Source organism: Sphingomonas sp. BL-S-25, from assembly GCF_055521555.1.
The window spans coordinates 215,980-237,275 of the sequence record NZ_CM145486.1; the positions used below are offsets into that span (position 1 = coordinate 215,980).

21 protein-coding genes and 2 pseudogenes are annotated in these 21,296 nt (G+C 63.9%); 11 read left to right on the top strand and 12 right to left on the bottom strand.

Going from position 1 to position 21,296, the window contains the following annotated elements; genetic code table 11:
• Nucleotides 1-79: 79 nt before the first annotated feature.
• On the top strand, nt 80-1,069 hold the full coding sequence (locus ACZ1H8_RS01045) for a phosphatase PAP2 family protein (protein ID WP_465179552.1): 990 nt from the start codon (nt 80-82) through the stop codon (nt 1,067-1,069).
• A 63-nt stretch (nt 1,070-1,132) separates the two neighbouring features.
• On the opposite strand, the gene ACZ1H8_RS01050 is transcribed toward ACZ1H8_RS01045, so the two are convergent.
• Nucleotides 1,133-1,861: a metallophosphoesterase family protein gene (locus ACZ1H8_RS01050; RefSeq protein WP_465179553.1), complete on the bottom strand. Its 729-nt coding sequence runs from the start codon at nt 1,859-1,861 to the stop codon at nt 1,133-1,135.
• Nucleotides 1,858-2,691, bottom strand: a complete 834-nt coding sequence (locus ACZ1H8_RS01055; protein WP_465179554.1) for a diacylglycerol/lipid kinase family protein — start codon at nt 2,689-2,691, stop codon at nt 1,858-1,860. The genes ACZ1H8_RS01050 and ACZ1H8_RS01055 overlap by 4 nt, the downstream gene beginning before the upstream one ends.
• Before the next feature lie 136 nt (nt 2,692-2,827).
• On the opposite strand from ACZ1H8_RS01055, the gene ACZ1H8_RS01060 reads away from it, so the two are divergent.
• Both ACZ1H8_RS01060 and ACZ1H8_RS01065 read left to right on the top strand, forming a co-directional pair.
• Nucleotides 2,828-3,610, top strand: a complete 783-nt coding sequence (locus ACZ1H8_RS01060) for an SDR family oxidoreductase (RefSeq protein WP_465179555.1) — start codon at nt 2,828-2,830, stop codon at nt 3,608-3,610.
• Nucleotides 3,607-4,724 (top strand): annotated as a pseudogene (locus tag ACZ1H8_RS01065) (glycoside hydrolase family 130 protein). The gene ACZ1H8_RS01060 and the pseudogene ACZ1H8_RS01065 overlap by 4 nt, the downstream one beginning before the upstream one ends.
• Here ACZ1H8_RS01065 and ACZ1H8_RS01070 read toward each other — a convergent pair.
• Nucleotides 4,721-5,532, bottom strand: a pseudogene (locus ACZ1H8_RS01070) (IS5 family transposase). The pseudogenes ACZ1H8_RS01065 and ACZ1H8_RS01070 sit on opposite strands and share 4 nt — an antisense overlap.
• An 89-nt stretch (nt 5,533-5,621) precedes the next feature.
• Here ACZ1H8_RS01070 and ACZ1H8_RS01075 point away from each other — a divergent pair.
• On the top strand, nt 5,622-5,981 hold the full coding sequence (locus tag ACZ1H8_RS01075) for a DUF2750 domain-containing protein (RefSeq protein WP_465177414.1): 360 nt from the start codon (nt 5,622-5,624) through the stop codon (nt 5,979-5,981).
• 21 nt (nt 5,982-6,002) lie between these two features.
• Here the strand turns inward: ACZ1H8_RS01075 and ACZ1H8_RS01080 are convergent, their stop codons facing one another.
• A complete protein-coding gene (locus tag ACZ1H8_RS01080) occupies nt 6,003-6,395 on the bottom strand; it encodes a (deoxy)nucleoside triphosphate pyrophosphohydrolase (protein WP_465181310.1) in 393 nt (130 codons plus the stop codon).
• An 88-nt stretch (nt 6,396-6,483) separates the two neighbouring features.
• Here ACZ1H8_RS01080 and ACZ1H8_RS01085 point away from each other — a divergent pair, with 88 nt between their 5' ends.
• Together ACZ1H8_RS01085 and ACZ1H8_RS01090 are read left to right on the top strand one after the other, a co-directional pair.
• Nucleotides 6,484-6,666: a Flp family type IVb pilin gene (locus ACZ1H8_RS01085; protein ID WP_465179556.1), complete on the top strand. Its 183-nt coding sequence runs from the start codon at nt 6,484-6,486 to the stop codon at nt 6,664-6,666.
• 133 nt (nt 6,667-6,799) lie between these two features.
• Nucleotides 6,800-6,967 (top strand): Flp family type IVb pilin, encoded by a 168-nt coding sequence (locus ACZ1H8_RS01090; protein WP_465179557.1) that lies wholly within the window; start codon nt 6,800-6,802, stop codon nt 6,965-6,967.
• Between the two features lie 117 nt (nt 6,968-7,084).
• Here the strand turns inward: ACZ1H8_RS01090 and ACZ1H8_RS01095 are convergent, their stop codons facing one another.
• The 4 genes from ACZ1H8_RS01095 to ACZ1H8_RS01110 all read right to left on the bottom strand — a co-directional run bounded on the left by ACZ1H8_RS01095 (nt 7,085) and on the right by ACZ1H8_RS01110 (nt 10,890).
• On the bottom strand, nt 7,085-8,032 hold the full coding sequence (locus tag ACZ1H8_RS01095; protein ID WP_465179558.1) for an acetyl-CoA carboxylase carboxyltransferase subunit alpha: 948 nt from the start codon (nt 8,030-8,032) through the stop codon (nt 7,085-7,087).
• Between the two features lie 12 nt (nt 8,033-8,044).
• Nucleotides 8,045-8,917: a tyrosine-type recombinase/integrase gene (locus ACZ1H8_RS01100; protein WP_465181311.1), complete on the bottom strand. Its 873-nt coding sequence runs from the start codon at nt 8,915-8,917 to the stop codon at nt 8,045-8,047.
• A gap of 64 nt (nt 8,918-8,981) precedes the next feature.
• Nucleotides 8,982-10,784 carry a hypothetical protein gene (locus tag ACZ1H8_RS01105; RefSeq protein WP_465179559.1) on the bottom strand — a complete coding sequence of 601 codons (1,803 nt, stop codon included), beginning with the start codon at nt 10,782-10,784 and terminating at the stop codon, nt 8,982-8,984.
• On the bottom strand, nt 10,765-10,890 hold the full coding sequence (locus tag ACZ1H8_RS01110; protein WP_465179561.1) for a hypothetical protein: 126 nt from the start codon (nt 10,888-10,890) through the stop codon (nt 10,765-10,767). Before ACZ1H8_RS01110 ends, ACZ1H8_RS01105 begins: the two co-directional genes overlap by 20 nt.
• 95 nt (nt 10,891-10,985) lie before the next feature.
• On the opposite strand from ACZ1H8_RS01110, the gene ACZ1H8_RS01115 reads away from it, so the two are divergent.
• Nucleotides 10,986-11,525, top strand: coding sequence for a shikimate kinase (locus ACZ1H8_RS01115; protein WP_465179562.1), 540 nt, complete (start codon nt 10,986-10,988; stop codon nt 11,523-11,525).
• Nucleotides 11,522-12,622, top strand: coding sequence for a 3-dehydroquinate synthase (gene aroB / locus ACZ1H8_RS01120; protein WP_465179563.1), 1,101 nt, complete (start codon nt 11,522-11,524; stop codon nt 12,620-12,622). Before ACZ1H8_RS01115 ends, aroB begins: the two co-directional genes overlap by 4 nt.
• Before the next feature lie 51 nt (nt 12,623-12,673).
• Here the strand turns inward: aroB and ACZ1H8_RS01125 are convergent, their stop codons facing one another.
• Both ACZ1H8_RS01125 and ACZ1H8_RS01130 read right to left on the bottom strand, forming a co-directional pair.
• The gene (locus ACZ1H8_RS01125; protein WP_465179564.1) at nt 12,674-13,480 is read right to left on the bottom strand and encodes a hypothetical protein; all 807 of its coding nucleotides are present in this window, start codon (nt 13,478-13,480) and stop codon (nt 12,674-12,676) included.
• Between the two features lie 1,135 nt (nt 13,481-14,615).
• Nucleotides 14,616-16,295, bottom strand: coding sequence for a DUF4062 domain-containing protein (locus ACZ1H8_RS01130; RefSeq protein ID WP_465179565.1), 1,680 nt, complete (start codon nt 16,293-16,295; stop codon nt 14,616-14,618).
• A 121-nt stretch (nt 16,296-16,416) separates the two neighbouring features.
• On the opposite strand from ACZ1H8_RS01130, the gene ACZ1H8_RS01135 reads away from it, so the two are divergent.
• Nucleotides 16,417-17,363 (top strand): IS630 family transposase gene (locus tag ACZ1H8_RS01135; RefSeq protein ID WP_465179487.1). Its coding sequence is split into 2 segments (ribosomal slippage): nt 16,417-16,753 and nt 16,753-17,363, totalling 948 coding nucleotides; the frame shifts between segments, so codons are not numbered across the junction.
• Between the two features lie 202 nt (nt 17,364-17,565).
• On the opposite strand, the gene ACZ1H8_RS01140 is transcribed toward ACZ1H8_RS01135, so the two are convergent.
• Together ACZ1H8_RS01140 and ACZ1H8_RS01145 are read right to left on the bottom strand one after the other, a co-directional pair.
• Nucleotides 17,566-18,078 (bottom strand): hypothetical protein, encoded by a 513-nt coding sequence (locus tag ACZ1H8_RS01140; RefSeq protein ID WP_465179567.1) that lies wholly within the window; start codon nt 18,076-18,078, stop codon nt 17,566-17,568.
• A 63-nt stretch (nt 18,079-18,141) separates the two neighbouring features.
• Nucleotides 18,142-18,660, bottom strand: coding sequence for a hypothetical protein (locus ACZ1H8_RS01145; protein ID WP_465179569.1), 519 nt, complete (start codon nt 18,658-18,660; stop codon nt 18,142-18,144).
• 119 nt (nt 18,661-18,779) lie between these two features.
• Here ACZ1H8_RS01145 and ACZ1H8_RS01150 point away from each other — a divergent pair, with 119 nt between their 5' ends.
• Both ACZ1H8_RS01150 and ACZ1H8_RS01155 read left to right on the top strand, forming a co-directional pair.
• Nucleotides 18,780-19,256, top strand: coding sequence for a hypothetical protein (locus ACZ1H8_RS01150; protein ID WP_465179570.1), 477 nt, complete (start codon nt 18,780-18,782; stop codon nt 19,254-19,256).
• A 143-nt stretch (nt 19,257-19,399) separates the two neighbouring features.
• Complete coding sequence (locus ACZ1H8_RS01155; RefSeq protein ID WP_465179571.1) at nt 19,400-21,274, top strand: M1 family metallopeptidase; 1,875 nt, start codon at nt 19,400-19,402, stop codon at nt 21,272-21,274.
• Nucleotides 21,275-21,296 lie beyond the last annotated feature (22 nt).

A 21,296-nucleotide genomic window follows, 5' to 3' on the forward strand; every position in this document is an offset into this window, starting at 1 on the left:
GTTCCCTGAAAACCTGTCCTTAACGGCCGCGACCTAACGAGGTGCGGTGACCCGCATCAGTTCTACGATACCGCCCCGCATGACGGGCTCCTGGTCCGCCTATGCGCGGGGCCGGCGGCCGTTCGATCGCCGTACCGCGCAATGCTATCGCCTGCTGGCGATCCAGGGGCTGGCGATCGTGGCGCTGATCTGGGCGCTGGACTTCGGCTATCGCGGCCAGGATATCGATCCGGTGCTTGCGGTGCTCGCGGGCGTCGTCTCGACCGCACTGCTGCTGCGCTGGCGTGGCCTTGCGCACCTTGCCGCCGGTCTGGAAGCAGCCGCTCTAGTGCTGGCGGCCAGCATGGCAGTGGCCTGCCTCAGCGTCCTCGTCGCGGCGCTGGGCGCGCCGTATCAGGACGATCTGCTTGCCGGCGCCGACCGGCTGCTCTTCCCGTTTCTCTCCTGGCCCGCTGTGGCGCGTGCCGCAGGCGCCGATGCGCGTGTGATGGCGGCGATGTGCTGGGTCTATTCGACGCTGTTGTGGCAGCCTTTCCTGCTGGTCGCGCTGCTGGCGGCGCTGGGTCGCTTCGACCGGCTCTGGCACTTCGTCCGCGCCTGGATGCTCGCCCTGGTGCTGAGCGTCGCGATCTTCGCGCTGATCCCCGCCGTCACCGCCTATGTGCATTACGGCCTGAGCCCGGCGGACTCGCCCTTTCTCACGGTCAATGCCGGCTGGCGCCCGGCGCAGATCATCGCCGACCTGCGCAGCGGTGCCATTCGCGAACTGGGCGTCGGGCAGATGGCCGGGCTGATCACCTTTCCCAGCTTTCACGCCGCCGGCGCGGTTCTGCTCGGCTGGGGCTTTCGCCGCATTCCCCTGATCGGCATTCCGTTTCTGTTACTGAACGCCGCCATGCTCCCGACCATTCCGGTGGTAGGCAGCCACTACTTCGTCGATGTGCTGGGCGGCGTGGCGGTCGCGTTGCTGGCGATAGTCGGGTCGGATCGACAGGACGGTCGCACGTTGCGGTATCTGATCAGGTTCGTGAGCAGGCTTCGACATGCTCAGTCCGAACGGGGGAGTTGAAAAACCCAACGCCCACCCCCCACACGGTTCGCCTTGAGCCTGTCGAAGGGCGATTGGGCAGCCCTACTCCATCACCCGCGCAACGGTCACGAAGTTGCGCCCCTCCACCCGGATCTCGTTGAACGAGGGCGGATGAAGCCGGACGCGTTCGGACAGGGTGCCCGCGCCGATCATCCGGATCGTCCGCCCACCGACCTGGTGTGCGATGTCGAACGGGTCGTGGACATGGCCGGTCAGCACGGCATCCGCGCCGGCATCGGCCAGCGCCTCCAGCGCGCGGCGGCCACCGCGCGTGCTCGACGAGGTCCGCGTGCCTGCCTCGACCAGCGGATGGTGGCAGGCGATGAACTTCAGGTCGTCGGCCGGCGTCGCCTCGACCAGCGCAAGCGATTTCTGCAGCGAGCGGAGCGAGACATGGCCCTTCGACCAGTTGAGCCGCAGCTGGAATCGCGCGGTCGTCTTCAGCGGCACGATGCTGAGCCCCTTGATGTCCAACGGTCGCTCGATCATCCGCTCCAGCCGGCCATAGCGCTTGTACGGCGTGACGAAGCGCGACCAGGGGTTGAAATAGGGCAGGTCGTGATTTCCGACCTCGACCGTCACCGGCCGCCCCAGCCCCTCCAGCCATTTCGCCGCGGCGGCGAATTCGTGCGAGCGCGCCTGCATCGTCAGGTCGCCGGTCATGACGATCGCGTCGGGCTGTTCCTCTGCCACCAGCCGGTCGAACCAGGCCAGTGCCACGCGATCCTCGGCACCGAAATGGACGTCGCTGACATGGAAGAGTCGGATCATGTCGGGTCTTGCTTGGTCCTGATGAAGGTCTTGCGGCTCACGCCCGCCTCGATCCGGGTCGCCGGATTGAGCATGACGGGCTCTCCATCGAACAATGCCTGGACGGCTCGGTTCCCCTCCAGGCGCAATTCACCGGTTCGGGTCTGATCCACCGCGTGCGCCGCGACCCAGTCGCCGGTCAGCCAGTCCCAGCCCAGTTCGGCGATCGATCGCCAATCGCGCGCATCGACTGCCGCGACCTCCAGCCCGTCGGGATCGGGGAAGACGAACACCGCCTGGTACCGGTTGCGCAGCCCGCGTGCGCCGGCGATCCGGATGCCGCGCGAAAAGGTGTTGGTCCATGCCGCGCGGGCGGCGCGGAACAGCCGCCCGATCTGGCCCTGCCGCACGGCCTCTCTCGCGCGCGCCCAGCTTGCCGCCGGACCCAGGATCAGGCCGACGAACGCACGGTGCGGCCCCGCCTCGACATAGGGCAGCGCCACCCGGCGCGCCTCCTCATGCGCGGCATGGATAATCTTGGCCGGATCGAGGTCGTCGTGCAGCGCCTTGGCCAGCAGGTTCATCGTTCCGCCCGGCAGGATCAGGAAACCGCCGTCCCAGTCGCCCAGCGCGCACAGCGCGGCGTTGATCGTCCCGTCGCCGGCGAACAGCACGACTGTGTCGACCCCCTTCGCATCGAGATCCGCGCCCTTGGGGATCGACTGTTCTGGAAAGTCGGTGCGCCCGGCCAGCGTCAGGCCGCGCTCCTTGAACACCGCCTCCAGCGCCTCGCATTTGGCGCTGGTGGTCGATCCCGATCCGGGGTTGGTGATGAACCAGAGTGTCTTCATGTCGCGCCCGTAACGCGCGAGTGCGATTTTGGGCTCAGTCGCGACCGAATTGTATCGATGGGTTCGCGAGGAAGGCGAGGAACCTTCGGACGGCGAGAGGCTTGATGAACCGATCCCGACCGATACGGAGACTTCGATGTCCGACCTTGCCGAGCCGCCCGTCGCCGACCGCGCCGACGCGCATACCGACCAGCCGTCGCTTGCCGGCCGCCGTGTCGCGATCACCGGCGGCACGACGGGCATCGGCCGCGCGATCGCGGTGCTGCTCGCGTCCGAAGGCGCAAGCGTGTTCGTCTGCGGGCGCAACGAGGATCATCTGGGCGATGCGCTGGCGCGGATCAACGAGGTGGGCAGCGGCGACGGCATCTCGATCGACCTGGCCGAGAAAGGCGCTGTGAAGCGCTTCTTCGCGGCCGCCGAGGAGTCGCTGGGCGGGCTCGACGTGGCGGTCATCAACGCCGCGGTCCCGGCATCTGGCCTGACCGAGATGGATGCCGACGAACTCGACTATGCCATCGCCACCGACTTCACCGCCTATCTGGTCAGCGCGCACGAGGCGGCCGGGCGGCTGAAGGATCGCGGCGACATCGTCCTGATCGGATCGATGAGCGCGCATATCCTGGGCGCCGGGTCGACCGTCTATGCCGGAATGAAGGCGGGCATCGCCGGCTTTGCCGAAGCGCTCCGCAAGGAGCTTGGCCCCAAGGGCATCAAGGTCGCGCTGGTCGAGCCGGGCAAGACCGGGGCCGATTTCCAATATCCGGACATTCCCGCGGCAAAGCAGCGCGAGATGATCAACGAAGAGACCATGCTGCGCGCCGAGGACATTGCGGTCGGCGTCCAGTATCTCCTGACCCAACCTCGTCGTACGGTCGTACAACAGCTGGTCCTGGTGCCGCGGGCGCAGGCCGAGGAATGAGCCGCTTCGCTGTCGATCGCCTCGTTTTCCTGCCCACCGATGTCGATCTTTCCCGCTCGCCGCTGGCCGGGCAGCTGGGTGCCGAAACCTATGTGCTGGGGGCGTTCAATCCCGCGCTGACGCGGTTACCGAACGGCAATCTGCTGATGATGGTCCGCGTCGCCGAGGCGCTGCGCAAGCCGGTGTTCGACGGGCATGTCCATGCGATCCGCTGGGACGAGGGGCGCTTCGTGCTCGACGCCTGGCCGCTCGAGCTGGTCGATACCTCCGATCCGCGCAAGTTCATGCTGCATGGCGGCGGGTGGAAGATCATGGCGCTCACCTCGCTATCCTGGCTGCTGCCGGTCGAGCTGAGCCCGGACGGGCTGGAAGTGGTCGCGGTGCATTACGACCGGGCGATCGCGCCGCATGCCAGCTTCCAATGCTATGGGCTGGAGGATGCGCGGATCAGCAAGGTCGGCGAGCGCTGGCTGATGACGACCTGCTCGGTCAGTCCGGAGCGGCATTCGACGACCTTGTACAGCTCGGACAATGGCCTGGACTGGACGTTCGAGGGGATCGTGCTCGATCACCAGAACAAGGACATGCTGATCTTCGAGGGGCTGGTCGACGGGCATTATTGGGCACAGACGCGGCCGCTGGGCGACCTGTACTTCGCCTATCCGCCGGGCAGCGAATGGCGGGCGGGGCCGTCGATCAACCTGGCGACGTCACCCGACGCGCTGCACTGGCGGCCGCATGTGAACCCCGGCATCCGCCCGCATTCGGGCACGGTCGCGACCGCGCGAATGGGGGGCGGGACGCCGCCGATCCTGACCGACCAGGGGTGGCTGACCCTGTGGCACGGGGTCGAGCCGAAGGAAATTGTCGGCATCTATCGCACCTATTGGTCGATCCTGGACCGCGACGATCCATCGAGGTGGTGCGGACCGATCACGCCCCGCTGCTGGAAGCGAACCCCGAGCTGACTGCGCCGATCGACGATCTGATGTACCTGCGCGACGTGGTGTTCACCACGGGCATCGCCGAGCATGGCGAGGTCTATGTCGTCGCATCCGGCGAGGCGGATCTGGCGTGTCGGATCACCCATGTGCCGAAGCAGGTGTTCGCCTAGGCGGCGTGGACAAATTTGAGCCAGTATCTGGCGGTAGCGACGTGGACCATGCCGAGGAAGCTGTTGGCCAGTTGGTCATAGCGGGTGGCGATTGCTCGGTTGATCTTGAGGTGGCCGAACATGCGCTCGATGCGGTTGCGCTGCCTGTAGAGCGTCCGGTCATGCTCGATCTTCACGCGGCGGTTTGATCGGCCGGGGATGACGGCCTTGATCTTTCGGTCGGCGAGATCGGTTCGGATCGCGTCCGCATCGTAACCCTTGTCCGCCAACAAAGCGTCGGGCGCGCGCTCGGGCAGGTCGATCAAAGCGTCATAGGCTTTGCAGTCCGCCGCTTCGCCGCCCGTCAGATGGAAGGCAACTGGTCGTCCCAAGGCATCAGCCAAGCAGTGAAGCTTACTGGTGAACCCGCCCCGCGAGCGGCCAAGAGCGCGTCGATGAGTCCCCCTTTTCCGCCCGCTGCCGAGACGTGGGCACGGACTGTGGTGCTGTCGATGCTGTAGTGGCCGCTGTCCGCCATGATCTCGGCAAGCGTCACGGCAACGGTCTCCCAGACCCTGGCTTCGCTCCACCGCCGGAACCGGCGATAGATCGTGTTCCAACTGCCATATTTGGGAGGGACATCGCGCCACGGCGCACCGCACCGGAGCCGCCAGAGTATGCCGTTGATGATCGAGCGGTTCTGCTCGGGTGGTCTGCCTCGGCCACGGTTCTCAGGCTCGATCGGCAGCAAGTCCTTCAGAATGCGCCATTCTGGCTCGGTGAGATCGCCTCTGCTCAAGCTTACCTCCAAAAGGCAGCCTTGAATCAATCACTTCGCGACGCGTCAAGCTCATCAGACGAGCACATCTAAGTTCCGCTCACTTGCAGAGGTCGGAGTTTGCTGCTCATTCTTGAGCGATGAGCATTTCCTCGATCAACGCCGATGCCTTTGTTTCCGAGGTGCTTCGCGGCACGCAGGTCTGGGGAATCAAAGACAAGGGTGGCTTCCCTACGTCGACAAATGCGTCCGGTGAAACGGCTATGCCCTTTTGGTCGTCGGAGACGAGAGCAATGTCGGTCATCAAAACTGTCTCGGCATATCGCGACTTTGAACCGGTACCGATCGCTCTGTCACTGTTCGCCGAAAAATGGCTTCCAGGGCCGGCAAAGGATGGTCTCCAATGCGGGCTCAATTGGTCGGGCAAGACGGCGACGGGCTATGATTTGCCACCGGCCGACGTGCTAGCCCGGCTGAACGCGAGCCAGGCCCAACCCTAACTCAAAATTTGTCCACGCCGCCTAGACCAGCGCCTCGAGCAGGCCGATCAGCGGCTTGTCGGCGGGGGGCATGTCGAGGCGGTGGAGCTCCACCGGGCGGAGCCATTGCAGCGCGCTGGCATGGCGCGGTTCGGGGACTCCGCGCCATTTGCGCAGCGCGTAGAGCAGCAGCAGCAGGTGGCGGTCGCCCAGCGCCTCGCTGGCGAAGCAGGCCGGTGCCAGGCAGGCGGCCTCGACATCGATGCCCAGTTCCTCGTGCAGCTCGCGGATCAGCGCCGCCTCGGGCCGCTCGCCGAGTTCGACCTTGCCGCCGGGAAACTCCCACAGCCCCGCCATCGGCTTTCCCGCCGGGCGCTGCTGGACGAGGACCCGGCCGTCGCCATCGACGATCGCGGCTGCGACAACGAACAGCATCCGAGCATTGGGATCGGTCTCGTTGCTAGACACTTGTTAACGCCCCTTCGCTAGACTGCGGCGCACCTATCGGAGGAGTGGTGCACGAATGCGAGCCTTGTTGCGACACGTCCGCCGCTTTTCGGCCGATCGGCGGGCGGCGACCGCCGTCGAATATGGCTTCATTATCGCACTGATCGTGCTCGCCCTGCTCGCGACGCTGCAGCTGCTGGCTGGGCGGACGACAAGCATGTGGAACTGGGTGTCCGAACAGGTTCAAACCAGCCGTTGAGATCCCGAAGTTTTTTCGGCCGCTATGGGTCGGAGTTTAGAATTTTATTTACCTCCCTTTCCTAAGCTCAGGATGCCGCGACGGTTCTACCGGAGCGGCCGGGAAATGAAGCACTTCGAACGTGGAGACCGTTATGACCAAGATTCGCAATTTCGTTAAGAATTCCAAGGGCGCGACCGCGATCGAATACGGCCTGATCGCCGCTCTGATCGCCGTCGCCGCGATCGCCGCGATGCAGGGCCTGGGCAACCAGCTGACCAAGACCTTCGACAACGTTTCGTCGAACATGAAGGCTTCGTAAGCCTCGGTTTCGACAGACGCTGACAAGAATCGGGCGGCGGAACTTCGGTTCCGCCGCCCTTTTCGTGCATTTCGCTGTGCAAAAAAGCGTAGGAAGCTTCCTACGCCAAGATATATCTTAGAGACGACCCATCGCGAGGAACTTGGCGCGGCGCATCTGGCGCAGCGCCTCGGGCGCGAGGCCGTCCATCGTGACCAGCGCCGATTCGATCGCGTCGCCCAGCGCGCGGATCGCGGCCGGGTGATCGCGGTGCGCGCCGCCCAGGGGTTCGGGAACGATCGAATCGATCACGCCGAGCTCCTTGAGATGCTGCGCGGTAACCTTCATCGCCTCGGCCGCCTCGGGCGCCTTGTCGGCGGTGCGCCACAGGATCGAGGCGCAGCCCTCGGGCGAGATCACCGAATAGACGGCATGTTCGAGCATCAGCACGGCGTTGCCCGCGGCCAGCGCAACCGCGCCGCCCGAGCCGCCCTCGCCCAGCACCGCGGCGACCAGGGGCACGCCGAGGTTGAGGCATTGCTCGGTCGAGCGGGCGATCGCCTCGGCCTGGCCGCGCTCCTCGGCCTGGATGCCGGGAAAGGCGCCCGAGGTGTCGACCAGGGTGACGACCGGCAGGCCGAACCGGTCGGCGAGCTGCATCAGGCGGATCGCCTTGCGATAGCCCTCGGGCTTGCCCATGCCAAAATTATGCTTGAGCCGGCTTGCGGTATCGTCGCCCTTTTCATGGCCGATGACCATGACGCGGCGGCCGCGAAAGCGCCCCAGCCCGCCGATGATCGCCTGATCGTCGGCAAAGGCACGGTCGCCGCCCAGCGGCATGAAATCCTCGATCAGCGCCGCGACATAATGGGTGAAGTGCGGGCGTTCGGGATGGCGCGCGACCTGGGTCTTCTGCCAGGGGGTGAGGCGCGAATAGGTGTCGCGCAGCAGCTTGTCGGACTTCGCCTGGAGCGGGGCGATCTCGGCATCGAGATCGACCTCGCCGCCCTGAGCGGTGGTGCGAAGCTCGTCGATCCGGGCCTGGAGCTCGGCGATCGGCTTTTCGAAATCTAGGAAACTGGCCATGGGTCGTTTCGGTTAAGCGCGGCGAGGCTTCGCGTCAACGAGCGCCTCACCCAGCGGGTGCCGCGAATTGACCAGATCGACCAGCCGGCGGCTGTCGACATGGGTATAGATCTCGGTCGTGGCGATGTCGGCATGGCCGAGCATGGCCTGGAGCGCGCGCAGATCGGCGCCCCCTTCGAGCAGATGGGTGGCGAAGGCGTGGCGCAGGACGTGCGGGCTGACCCGGTCGGGCGGGATGCCGGCCTCGACCGCCAGCCCCTGAAGGATCTGGTACAGCCGCACCCGCGACAGATGCGCCTTGCCCGAGGGGAACAGCCACAGCTTGCCCGGATCGACATGGCCGCGCCACAGCGCGACCGCGGCGCGGGCGCGGTCGGAGATCGGCACCAGCCGCTCGCGCCCGCCCTTCCCCTTCAGGATCAGATAGGGGCGGTCGGGATGGACGGCGTTTCGCGGCAGCGAGACGAGCTCGGTCGCGCGCAGGCCCGAGCCGTAGAGCAACTCGACCAGCGCGCCGAGGCGCAGGTCGAGCGGGTCGGCGGGCACCCGCGCCTGCCGCGCGGCGACCGCGTCGAACAGGCGATCGACATCGCCCGTGCTGAGCACCTTGGGCAGCGGGCGGGTGGCGCCCGGCCGGGGCAGCGCCGCACCGGGATCGTCGGCGCGAAGCCCCTCGTCCGCGAGGAAGGCGAAGAAGCGGCGCAGCGCAGCGGACTTGCGCGCGACGGTGGCGCGCGACAGGTCCTGCCAGGCGGCGGCGAGCGTCTGAAGCTCGCCCTGCCCCGCTTCGCCCAGGCGGCCGTGCAGCGCCTGCGACGCGAGGCGCAGGTCGGTGCCATAGGCAGCGAGCGTGTTCTTCGCCGCCCCCGCCTCCGCCGCGAGCATTTCGAGGAACCGGTCGATCAGCGCGCGATCGTCGCCGGCGCTCACCGAAGGGCCCCGCGGCGGATCAGGCGCGGGTGACCGCCTCGACGGCGATCATCCGGGCATATTGCGGCATGCCGGCGGTGCGGAAGGCAGCGACGATGTGGAACAGCGCCTCGGGCGAGATCGCGCCCCAGCCGCGCGACTGCATGCCGACCGCGGCGAGCAGCGCGACGCTGCCGGTGTCGCCGCGGGCCGCAGCCTCGTCGATCGCGCGGGTCCAGCTGTTCTGCGCGCCCACGGGCACGTCGAGCGACTGGGCATAGCTGCGCGCGTCGCCGTCCGAGAGCTTGCCCAGGCCGGCGAGCCCGGCAAAGGCGAGCTGCGCCGCGCGCGGGCTGGCCGCGCCGCGATAGGCCTCGAAGTCGCCGCCCGCGACCGCGCCTGACGGATCGGTCAGCGCGAGCAGCATCCAGCCCGATCCGCCGCGCGGCGCGACGCCGCGCCAGGCAAGCGCCGGCTGTTCGAAACCGGCGGTCAGCATCGAGGCGATCAGCGTATCGGCATCGGCGGCGAGTTCGGGCCGCACGGGGATCGCCGAGGCGGCGCGCGCGGTCAGCACCAGCCGGCCATAGCGGCGGCGCGCCGAATCGCTTTCGCCCCAGATCGTCTTGAGCGCGGCGACGCGCGCCGCGGCATCGGGACCGGTATGCGCGGTGCGCAGGTCGCGCGCGGTGGCGACGAAGGCGCCGCCATCATCCTCCTGCTCGATCTCGCCATAGAGCGAGACAAGGCCGGCGTTCGAGAAGACGCCGTTGGCGGCAGCCAGCTCGGCCGGGGCGATGCGCTGTGCCGCGGGGACCATCGGCGCCAGCGCCTGCCAGAAGCGGACCTGCGGACCCACACCGCTATAGAGCGCGTCGGGCACGGTTTCTCCGGTGGCGGTGGCGAGGCCCCAGCGCCAGGCGCTGAGCCCGTCGACGCCGCCCCATTCGATCGTCACCGCCCCGCGGCCACCGGCATTCACAAGCTTTTCGGCCAGGAGATTGTCGATGTCGCCGCGCGGACCCGAGCGGGCCTCCTTGAGCAGTGCCTGGGCCTTGTTCGGCTCACCGCCCAGCCCGGCGCACCAGGCGCGGGCCAGCTGCCACCCGCGATCGGGCAGTTCCTGCGCCGCGGGATCGGCAAAGCCGCACACCATCCCCGGATCGGCGGCGGCGAGCGCCACCTGCATCCCGACGCGGTACAGGCCGGGGGTGAAATTCTCCGCATCGACGCCCTGCACCACCGCGCGCGCGGCGAAGCTTTCGCCCATGCGCAGCAACAGCCAGGCACGCTGGGCCGCGTAATCGGCGCCGTTGATCCCGGCGGGGGTATCGATCGGCGATTGCAGCGCGCGGCGCAGCGCGATCGAGACCCAGCGCGACGGGATCGGCGCGTCGAGCCGCTGCATCAGGATCATCTGGGCGCGGCCGGGCGTGCCGGCAAAGGCATTGGGCGCGAACACCGGATTACCCCAGGCGGACACGCCGATGCGGTTCAGCGAGCGCTTGGCGAAATCGGGCAGCTCATACTTGCTGTAGTCGATCGGCGTGGGCGTCGCCTCGGCCAGCGGCGCGCTGTCATTGCCGAACAGGTCGGGCGAATCGGCCGGGATCGAGGGCGGTGCGACCGGCGCGGCGGAGGGACGCGGCGCGGCAGGCCCCGACGGACGCGGGGCCGGCGCGGGCGCAGGCGCCGGTGCGGGATCGTTGAACCCCGGCGGCAGCAGCGATTCGGGTGTGTCCTGGGCCCGGAGCGGCGCGAGCACCGGCACCGCGACGCCCGCAAGCAGGGCGGCGACGATGGCGATCCGGGCGGCGGACAGCCTAGTTGGCGAGATTTTCAAGCGAGACGCCCTTTTCCACCCGCGTCGGTTCCTTGGCGGTGTCCCGCCCGGCGAAAAAGAAGAGCCCTGCCACCAGCAGCACGATAACAGCGATCAGCACGATCAAAAAACGGGGCATTGGAAAACTCTTCCGCAAACAAACAAGACTATGCGCGCGGCCTTTTGCCCGAGCGCGACCCTCGCTGTATAGCCCCGTTGGCCATGTTACAAACACGCCCCCTCGATCCGCGCTGGAGCGGCAAGCCGATCGTGCTCGTCGGGTTGATGGGCGCGGGCAAGTCGACCGTGGGGCGGCGGCTGGCGCAGCGGCTGGACCTGCCCTTCGTCGATGCCGATACCGAGATCGAGACCGCGGCGGGGATGGCGATCACCGATATCTTCGACCGATTCGGCGAACCCTATTTCCGCGACGGCGAGCGGCGGGTGATCGCCCGGCTGGTCGACGGGACGCCCAAGGTGATCGCGACCGGCGGCGGCGCGTTCGTCCAGGACCAGACCCGGCAACTGATCCTCGACCATGCCATTGCCGTGTGGCTGGACGCCGAGCCGGCGGTGCTGGCCGACCGGGTGCGGCGGCGCGACACCCGCCCGCTGCTGCGCGGGCGCGATCCGGAAGAAATCCTGACCGAGCTGGCCGCGGTCCGAAACCCCTTCTATTCCCTGGCGCCGTTCCGCGTGAAGAGCGTGGTCGCCCCGCACGACGCGACGGTGAACGCCATCCTTGAAGCAATAGGTGCATGACCATCATTCCCGTCGCGCTGGGCGCCCGAAGCTATGACATCGTGATCGAGGCCGGCGTGCTGTCGCGCGCCGCCACCCATTTGAAGCCGCTGTCGCGCGGCCGGACGATGGCGATCGTCACCGACGCGAATGTCGCGCCGCACCTGGCGACGCTGCAGGCTGCGCTGAGCGAGGCGGGGGTCGCCAGCGAGGCGATCGTGCTGCCGCCCGGCGAAGGCACCAAGAGCTGGGCGCAGCTGGAGGCGCTGACCGACCGGCTGCTCGAGCTGGGCGTGGAGCGCGGCGACCATGTCATCGCGCTGGGCGGCGGGGTGATCGGCGACCTGGTCGGATTTGCCACCAGCATCCTCAAGCGCGGATGCGGCTTCGTCCAGATCCCGACGACGCTGCTGGCGCAGGTCGACAGTTCGGTGGGCGGCAAGACCGCGATCAACAGCCGCGCGGGCAAGAACCTGATCGGCACGTTCCACCAGCCGGCGCTGGTCCTGATCGATCCGCAGGTGCTGGACACGCTGCCGCTGCGCGATACCCGCGCCGGCTATGCCGAGGTCGTGAAATACGGCCTGATCGACGATCCCGAATTCTTCGACTGGTGCGAGTCGAATGGCGCGGCGCTGCTGGCGGGCGACCCGCAGGCGCGCGAGACGGCGATCGCCCGGTCGGTGGCGGCCAAGGCGCGGATCGTGGCGGAGGACGAGCGCGAGACGACCGGCAAGCGCGCGCTGCTCAACCTGGGCCACACCTTCGGCCATGCGCTCGAGGCCGAGACGGGATTTTCCGACCGGCTGGTCCACGGCGAGGGCGTGGCGGCGGGCATGGCGCTGGCGTTCGGATATTCGGCAAGGCTGGGCCTGTGCCGAGCCGAGGATGCCGAGCGGGTCGCAGCGCACCTGCGCGCGGTCGGCCTGCCCGACGGGCTGGCCGCGGCGGGCATCGACGCCGATGGCGCGACGCTGGTCGCGCATATGCTGCACGACAAGAAGATGGACGCCGGCACCCTGCCCTTCCTCCTCGCGCGGGGGATCGGGGAGACGTATCTGGAGCGGGCGGTGGATCTGGGCGAGGTGGCGCGGTTTCTGGATGAGGTGCGGGGGTAGGCAGGGATCACGTCGCCGCACGCACGCTATATCCAATCAGCTTCGGCAGCTTCATTTAGCGCTGATGCAGGTTCTCACGTAGCCGGTCGTCAGCTCGACAGGCTTGCCCGCTTTCGTGCCAAATGCCTGATATTCGGACCATCGGTCTGCGGGACTTCCGATATAGGTGAAGATCACGCCCGCCCCATTGGGTAGCAGGCAGCCCACGCCGCGGTTGACGTTGTACTCGCGGGCGGCACCGTCGTCGATCGTCAGGCCGGGAGCGGGGATAGCGCGGCCCGTGCGCGTATCCCATGCCTGGCCGCGCCACGGCGCATGAGGCGATGTGGGTTTGGCAAACGCTGCAGCGGTCGATCCGTCCGGAGAAATGGCCATCCGCCACGTACCGGCGGGCAACCGATGCGCCACGCCACCCGCGCGCAGTTTCACGACGATCCTATCAGCACTTTTGGTCGTGACGAGCGGGCCATCGGGACCGGCCGCGTCACCATCAAGCGGGTCCGGATTGATGGGGTTGCCCAAAGTCGGCACGAAATCGGGGGCTACATCGTTCGTTCGCGGTCCGGGCGCCAAAGTACGGGCATCGAAACGCATCCGTACGATCGCACTCTGTTCACTTTGTTGAGTCGAATAGGCGACCACCTCGATCGTCTTCTTGTCCGCACTCAGTTGCGCAGCCTGGAACGTCCAGTTCGGCTCCTCATGTGAAGTGGTGATCCGTCCATCACGCCATAACCCGATCCAGTCGAGACCAACCAGAATTACGTCGTGCGATGATGGCTGCACGATCGCTGAAGGGCCAACCGGCGCGAAAATGCCGAACAAGAATGCGATGGTTAGAGAGCGCATGGTCATCATCCCGGTCGCGACGGTCCATCGTTACGAGGCTCACCCTGGTCATTTAACCGGCCTCCTCAACTCCCGGCAAATCTGCACGCGCAAGCAATCTTGGTGTTCAGACTAGGGAGTTTCAGCGATGAGGAATGCTCGAAACGGTATCGCATTTTCGGCACTTTGCTCCGTGATGCTGATGGGTTCCGCCGCCTATGCGCAGGATAGCGGGTCGGGCCAGACGGCGTCAGGTCGCTCGGTCGGCGGCTTGCCGAGTGATGCACTGGGGCTGTGCAAGGATGGCACCTATGTGAGCACGGGATCGAAAGCCCCCGCGTGCATGCACCTCGTTAGCCTGCATTAAAATCGACCATATTCAATAGTATTTCATTATCATCCTAGCAGATACAACCTTAGCGTCCTCGCCTAATGACACGCCCATATCCAAAAAGTTAATTACATTATAATTATATACGTCCTGAGCATTATATTCTTTCAGAATGCGCTGAACTCTACCCACAGTAAATGACAAGATCGACTTTAGCGCAACCGCTTTGCGGTCCTCATCTCTATCACTAGACAGCAACCTCATAATGTATTGATCTGACAATTTAGAAAATCTTGACTTTGACAATTCAAAAATAACGTATGGACATACTTTCCTATTTAAGCACTTCAATAACATTTCCTCAAGTATATCTCCTGAAACGTAAATTAGAGCCTTAGCTGAAAGCGTCAAAATTTCTATAAATTGCACCGACTCAAGAGCGTAATACGAATACGGGACCCCTTTTTCGCCAAGTTTAATAATTAATTCGATATCATTCTGTGATCCATGCTTACCAATAAAACTCAATCATGATTTACTGGGTCGGTACCAAGGTTTCTCGCATACTTTTCTCACTAACGGCATATCTGAGCCAGAACCTCGATTATATAAAACCTCCATCATGTTAGCTGTGTGCTTCTCGCAAACATAAGCTCTCAAACTTTCAGTTTCCCCTAAAAGCTTTTCGGACACTGATAGTTTTCGAAGCTTGTCAACATGTTCTTGAAAAGCACTTGAAAATCCGTCAGAGATTTGCTTGCGTAATTCTTCGCTAAACTCAGAGAATCGGCGATCAACTAAAGCTTGGAACGCTTATCTATTATAAATTGACTCTTATCTTACGGCTTGTCGCAAATCCGCAATGTCAAGCGCCGAAAATCTAAATCTCTTATATTTATAGTACCATCGGTCGTTCGACGCTTCCGTCAGAGCGCTAAATCCCGCCCTGTCACCATCGCCTGCGAGCACCTTCTTCGCGTCCCCGTCGGACACTGGCTGCTTTATATCGACTAATGAGCATAGCCCATAAAATCGAATTTCGGTGTCGGGGTCAGCCAACAAATTAGTCGCCAAATCGAAATCTATCAGACGGCGGGCCATCAAAGATCGGACCACTACTCGCCTAATTTCTGCCGATCTTTGCTGAACCCCTCGAAATAGAACATCATCGCTCAATGAACTAACATCATTAAACAATGAATGTACTAAACTTATGTCTATAGAGGCGACGTCAAGCTCATAGATCGAATTGATAGCACTTTCCTCGCCAAACTCTCTTTTCCTTACTAAAGACATCGCCCGGAGAGCTGCCGCCTGAGTCCCACCTTCCCACTTATCATATTGGTCAACTATCCACGAAATATCATCCTCTACGCCAACTTCGGCGAGATAGTTTAGCGCGGCTACGATAACCTCGTCCGGAGAAGACGCCCACCTACTAAATATATATTGTCGCACTTCCTTTGATACCTCAAGAGGAACTTGAATAAGTGCTGCCGCTTTCAACGCTCCAATTCTGGCACGATCAAGCCCAAAACCAGCACTTGCTACCAAAGGATCGACAAGAGATTTCTCTGAAAGTTTTTTATACCAGAACCATACTGGAATATTTTCATCGTCAATGGCCCGCAGTCCAGCTTGGAAAAGGGAGACAATTTCACGGTGGCCGATTTTGATGTCAAATCGATTGCTAAATAATATGTTCGCATCATGAGCTTGAACATACCTGATGTCATTTGCTGGCGTATAAAGAGTACAAGCAATAAGACGCATCCTAGAGACTTCGATCGAGGAAACACCATCTTCTGAATTTTTTGATCCTGTAGTAAAATCCCTAAGGAATTCTGACGTGTTTCGGTCCAAATATCCGTTTAAATGGCTTTCCTCTAAGGCCCCCTCTTCATTGCCACTTGAGCGTAACTTCAAAACGCTTTGGACTTCGACAGTTGATCGCGACTGCTCCTTAGGTTTTTCTTCTTCAGAACTAGATTTTCCCTGAACATATTTCGTTATGGCTCTCCGAATTTTTGCCTCAAACGCAACTTCATCCGTAAACGACTCGAAATACACTTGCTTTCCGTCGATCAGCTTATTCTTAAATTCAATGACCTTTTTTAATTGGTCTCCTGGATCTTTAAGCGATTCCGGGTCCACATCTTTGAGAAACATTGCAATCTCGACCGGCTCGCCATTTTGACGGCGCTCAAGGCTAATTGAGAATTCCTCCTCGAAACCGGAAGTGAATTTCCCGTCACTGTCTGGAGGTGTACCCCAGCGCTTCCAAATGACGCCTACAAAATACTCGCAATTGCGGAGGTCCCTATTGATGATAGCTTGAGCTCTGCCAAATGCAGCGACGGTATCTTCCCACCCGACAAGCTCAACATGATACCCAAGGCTAGAGGCCCATAGGCTATTGAACTCATCGCAGACTTCTTTGGCAACCTTGCGTTCACTTACAAGATCACCAGGCGAGCCAAGGAAGACTCTTACAATCCGACGTGTCTCGCTCATGCCGCCTCCTAATATGCCACATGATACTAGAGCGGTTTCCCCACGAACTGACTCGACGGGGATTCCCATTTCCGGCCTGATGTGATTCAGATTTCCTGCTGGTGGCAGGAGGCCAGCATGGATGGCACGCACGCTCTCACAGGATCTTCGGGACAGGGTTGTGGCCGCGATTGAGGGCGGCCTGAGTTGCCATGCCGCGGCGGCGCGCTTTGGTGTCAGCGTGTCGAGTGCGATCCGCTGGCGTCGTCTTGCGTTGGAACATGGCCGTGCCGTGGCCAAGCGACGCGGCGGCGACCGGCATTCGGGCAAGATCGAAGCGCACGGCGACTTCATCCGGGAACTGATCGCCGAGAAGGGCGACATGACCCTGGTGGAGATTCAGGTGCGGCTGATCGAGCGCGGCGCCAAGGTCGGGATCGGGACGGTGCATCGCTTCTTCGTCCGTCACGGGATTACGCGCAAAAAAAGACTGGCCACGCGATCGAACAAGACCGTCCCGACGTCCTGAGGCAACGCCAGCGCTGGTTCGACGGCCAGATCGATCTCGAGCCCGAACGCCTCGTGTTCATCGACGAGACTTGGACTGCGACAAACATGACCCGCAGCCACGGGCGCTGCGCCAAGGGCGAGCGATTGCGGATGGGCTTCCCACATGGCCATCGCAAGACCACAACGCTGGTCGCCGGCCTGCGCATGACCGGCATGGTCGCACCTATGGTGCTGGACGGGCCGATCAACGGCGATTGGTTCGAAGCCTATGTGGCGCAGGTCCTGGTGCCAGAGTTGCGGCCCGGCGACGTCGTCATCATGGACAACCTCTCCAGCCACAAGCGGGCCGCCGTGAAAGAGCGGATCGAAGCGGCCGGAGCAACCCTGCGCTTCCTCCCGCCCTACAGCCCCGACTTCAATCCCATTGAAAAGGCCTTCTCCCGCCTCAAGGCCATGCTGCGCAAGGCGGGCGAACGAACCGTCAGCGGGCTGTGGGGGTTGATCGGCAGGCTCGTCGACATCTTCCAGCCCGCCGAATGCGCCAACTACTTCAGCTCATGCGGATATGAACCGGAATGAGTGGAAACCGCTCTAATGTGATCCTGACGAGCGACAAGAGCGGACTACGGCGTTCGGATCCGTCGATAGCTACTCGATGATTTCCTGCGCTCGAATGGACCCGGGTCTCCGAATACGATATGAAATCGTCGGCAATGTGGTGAAGGATCTAACCTTCCTCCCCCCGGCTGGCGGTGCGCATCACATCAACGCGCTTACGAAGTCACCCGCGGCTGGTGAGCGATGGAGATAGCAGATGCCAAGCCTCTCGATAACGTTCGAGCCAACCTGCGCCGTACTTGCTGACACCAAGGTGACTATAGTCCGGCAGGAAGCGCCGCATGTCGCCATCCTTGTGCTGCTGCCCCTTCTTTCCAGGCTGATGCAACCACACCTGGTGGCAGACAGCCAGGGATTCCGCGACGACTGATGATGGAACGACATGGGTGAAAGGTCCGCAATCCTTGCCCATCGCGAAGTCCACGAAGCAATAGAAGAGGGACGGTGACGTCAGGCTCTCATGCTTCTTGCCCATGTGCCAGCCGCCATCCTTTCCGGTGCTGTTGCGGGTTTTGACCTGGATGGCGCAAAGCCGGTCTCCGATATCGTCGGTGACGACGATGTCGCAATTCGGGACGCCCGCCGGAGCGAGAGCCGCAATCAATCCCCGGCGTAGCAATTCGCTCATCACGAAATGCTCGCCGGCGGCACCGGTCAGGCTGGTCGCTGATACCATGTTCCCCCCTCGGCAGTCGCTTTGGACTTCGCCGCAAGTGTCGCGGCCAAACCAGTCTACCGGTTATTTATCCTCGCTTATATGATCGAGAAGGTCGTCGAGCGTATCGAACGCCACCGTCTCGACCTCATCCCGCTCATCGACCGCAATGTCCTCCACCTCATAGTCCTCCGCCAGCTGGGCGCGGATCCAGCTGTCGGGGAACTGGCGGTCGGCGGCGAACGACAGGAGGGTGATCTCGGCAAAGATGACGACGGAGCGAATGTCGAGGTCGTCGCGCAGGTCGGTCTTCTCGACCACTTCGACGTCGCCGACCGCTTCCTCCACCTCCCGAGCGACCGCGTCGACGATCGCGCGCCAGGCTGCAGCGTCCATCGCGAGGAAGCGGGCCGCGGATGCCATCAGGGTCGCGGGATCGGTAAAACCGTCTTCCTCTTCCGGATCGAGGTTGAGGGTGAATTCGTCGCCCGTCGCCGGCAGGCGCGACCGGCCGTAGACGATGCCGTCGCCGATTTGGGGGTTGGAGACGAGGCCGCTTGCGGCGGCGAGGTCGCGGAGGGGTTCGAGTTCCTCCTGTTGCATGCTGATGCCGCTCCTGTGTCAGCGCAGCCCGTGATCCCCGCGGTCCGGGCGCATTGAAAGCTCTTTTGCCGATTCCGAGCGGCGCGTAAAAGCGGCGCGGGCGACAAAAGGATCCAGCCGTGGCTGCCAGTCTTCACGAGTCCATCCCGCGCCGGCCAAACAAGGCCTTTCGCCTGCTACTTGCAGCCTTCGCTCTACTGGCCATTCTGGTTGGCGGATGGCTTTTCGCCAATCGCGATTTCGTTCGCCTTACCGTCTTCAACGACGATGCCGGCGACCTGCTGGCCCGGGTAGTGGCAGATTCGAAGCTGCCGGTATCTGAGGCGGGGACCGTGGAGCGGATTGCAGCCGATGGCACCCAGCCTGACATGGCGATGCAGACACTCGCCATTCCTGCCTCAACGGAAGCCGTGCGGGCCGGGCTTCGCAGAGCGTGCCGGCAATCCGGCCTGACCATTCCCGACGCCGCAACTCTGGCGTCAGAGCCCGACGCCGTTTGCGGAGGGGACTGGCAGGGTGGCAAGGTGCTGGTCAGCGTCCAGCTGGATTGCGCATCGACGTGCCGGGCGCATGTGACGGTGCAGCACCTCTGGTAGGAGCTTTCTCCCGCAGCTGGGCTCCGGCCTTCGCCGGAGCACGCGGGGTTTCGGGGAATGCGTGCTCCTGCCCCACTCAGTTGCGGTTCATCGCGCATCCGCATAGGCACGTCGCCATGCCAACCCCTTCAAAAGGCCCAAACATGCGCTTTCTGGCCTCTGCCCTTGTCCTGGCGACGCTGTCGCTGCCCGCGATTGCCCAGGTGACGCAGCCGGCGCCGATCCTGACTACGCCTGAAGCCAAGGACGTGTGGACGCGGGCGCGGCCCGAGGTGGCGCGGGTGACGCATGTCGACCTGGACCTGACCGCCGATTTCGCGGCCAAGGCGATGCGCGGCACCGCGACGCTGGACATATTGGCCGCCAAGGGCGCGCGGGAGATCGTGCTGGATACCGACGACCTGGCGATCAGCTCGGTCACCGACGGGCGCGGGCGGGCGCTGAAATATGTGGTCGGGGCGGACGATGCCGAGCTGGGCGCGCCGCTGACCATCCAGCTGAACGGGGCGACGCGGATCGTCATCCGCTATGCCACCGGCCCGGGGGCGAGCGCGCTGCAGTGGCTGCGCCCCGAGCAGACGCTGGGCAAGCGCAAGCCATATCTGTTCAGCCAGGGGCAGCCGATCAACAATCGCAGCTGGATCCCGACGCAGGACAGCCCGGGCATCCGCCAGACCTGGTCCGCGAAGATCACCGTGCCCGAGGGGCTGGTGGCGGTGATGAGCGCCGAGCACCTGACCAAGCTGCCCGGCGAGGCGGGGCCGAAGGGGATGCGGACGTTCCGCTTTCGCATGACCAAGCCGGTGCCGCCGTATCTGATCGCGCTGGCCGTGGGGGACCTGAAATATCGCGAGCTGGGCCCGCGCACGGGGGTGTGGACCGAGGCCGAGATGCTGGACGCGGCGGCGCGCGAATTCGTCGATATCGAGAAGATGATCGACGCGGCCGAGGCGCTGTACGGTCCCTATCGCTGGGGCCGGTACGAGATGCTCGTCCTGCCGCCGTCCTTTCCCTATGGCGGCATGGAAAACCCGATGCTGACCTTCCTGACGCCGACGATCGTGACGGGCGACCGGTCGAACACCGATGTGGTGGCGCACGAGCTGGCGCATAGCTGGTCGGGCAATCTGGTGACGAATGCGACCTGGTCGGACAGCTGGCTGAACGAGGGGTTCACGACCTATTTCGAGAACCGGATCATGGAAGCGTTGTACGGTGCCGAGCGGGCGGCGATGTATTCCGACCTGGATTGGGACGGGTTGCAGCGCGACATCGGGCTGGCCGGGGGCAAGGATGCGCCAGCGACGCGGCTGCACGGCGAGCCGGGGGCGACCTATGGCCAACTCGATTATTTCAAGGGATCGGTGTTCCTGCGCACGATCGAGCGGACGGTCGGGCGGGCGCGGTTCGATGCGTATCTGAAGTCCTATTTCGACCGGCATGCGTTTCAGCCGCAGACGACGGCGGGGTTCCTGGCGGATATAAGGGCGAACTTGATCAAGGGGGACCAGGCGCTGGAGGCGAAGCTGCAGCTGGATCGCTGGGCGTATGGCGCGGGACTGCCCGAGAATGCGGTGCATGTGACGAGCGCGACGCTGGCCGCGGTGGATGCGAAGCTGGCGGCGTTCAAGGCGGGCGGACCGGCGAGCGCGGTGCGACCGGACGGGTGGAGCACGCAGGAGTGGCAGCGGTTCCTCAACGGGCTGCCGCGGCAGATGAGCGCGGCGCGGCTGAAGGAGCTGGACGAGACGCTGGGGCTGTCGGGGTCGGGCAATGCCTATGTGCGCTCGGCCTGGCTCGATCTGGCGATCGGCAACCGGTACGAGCCGGCGCTGCCGTCGCTGAGGCAGTTCGTGACGAGCGTGGGGCGCGGGCTGCTGATCCGGCCGCTGTATACGCGGTTGATGGAACAGGGCGAGTGGGGGCGGCCCAAGGCCCGCGCGCTGTTCGCCGAGGCGCGGACGGGGTACCACCCGTCGACCGCGGCGGGGATCGAGAAGATCGTGGCTGGGGAGTAAGGGGGCGTTACCCCCTCCCTGG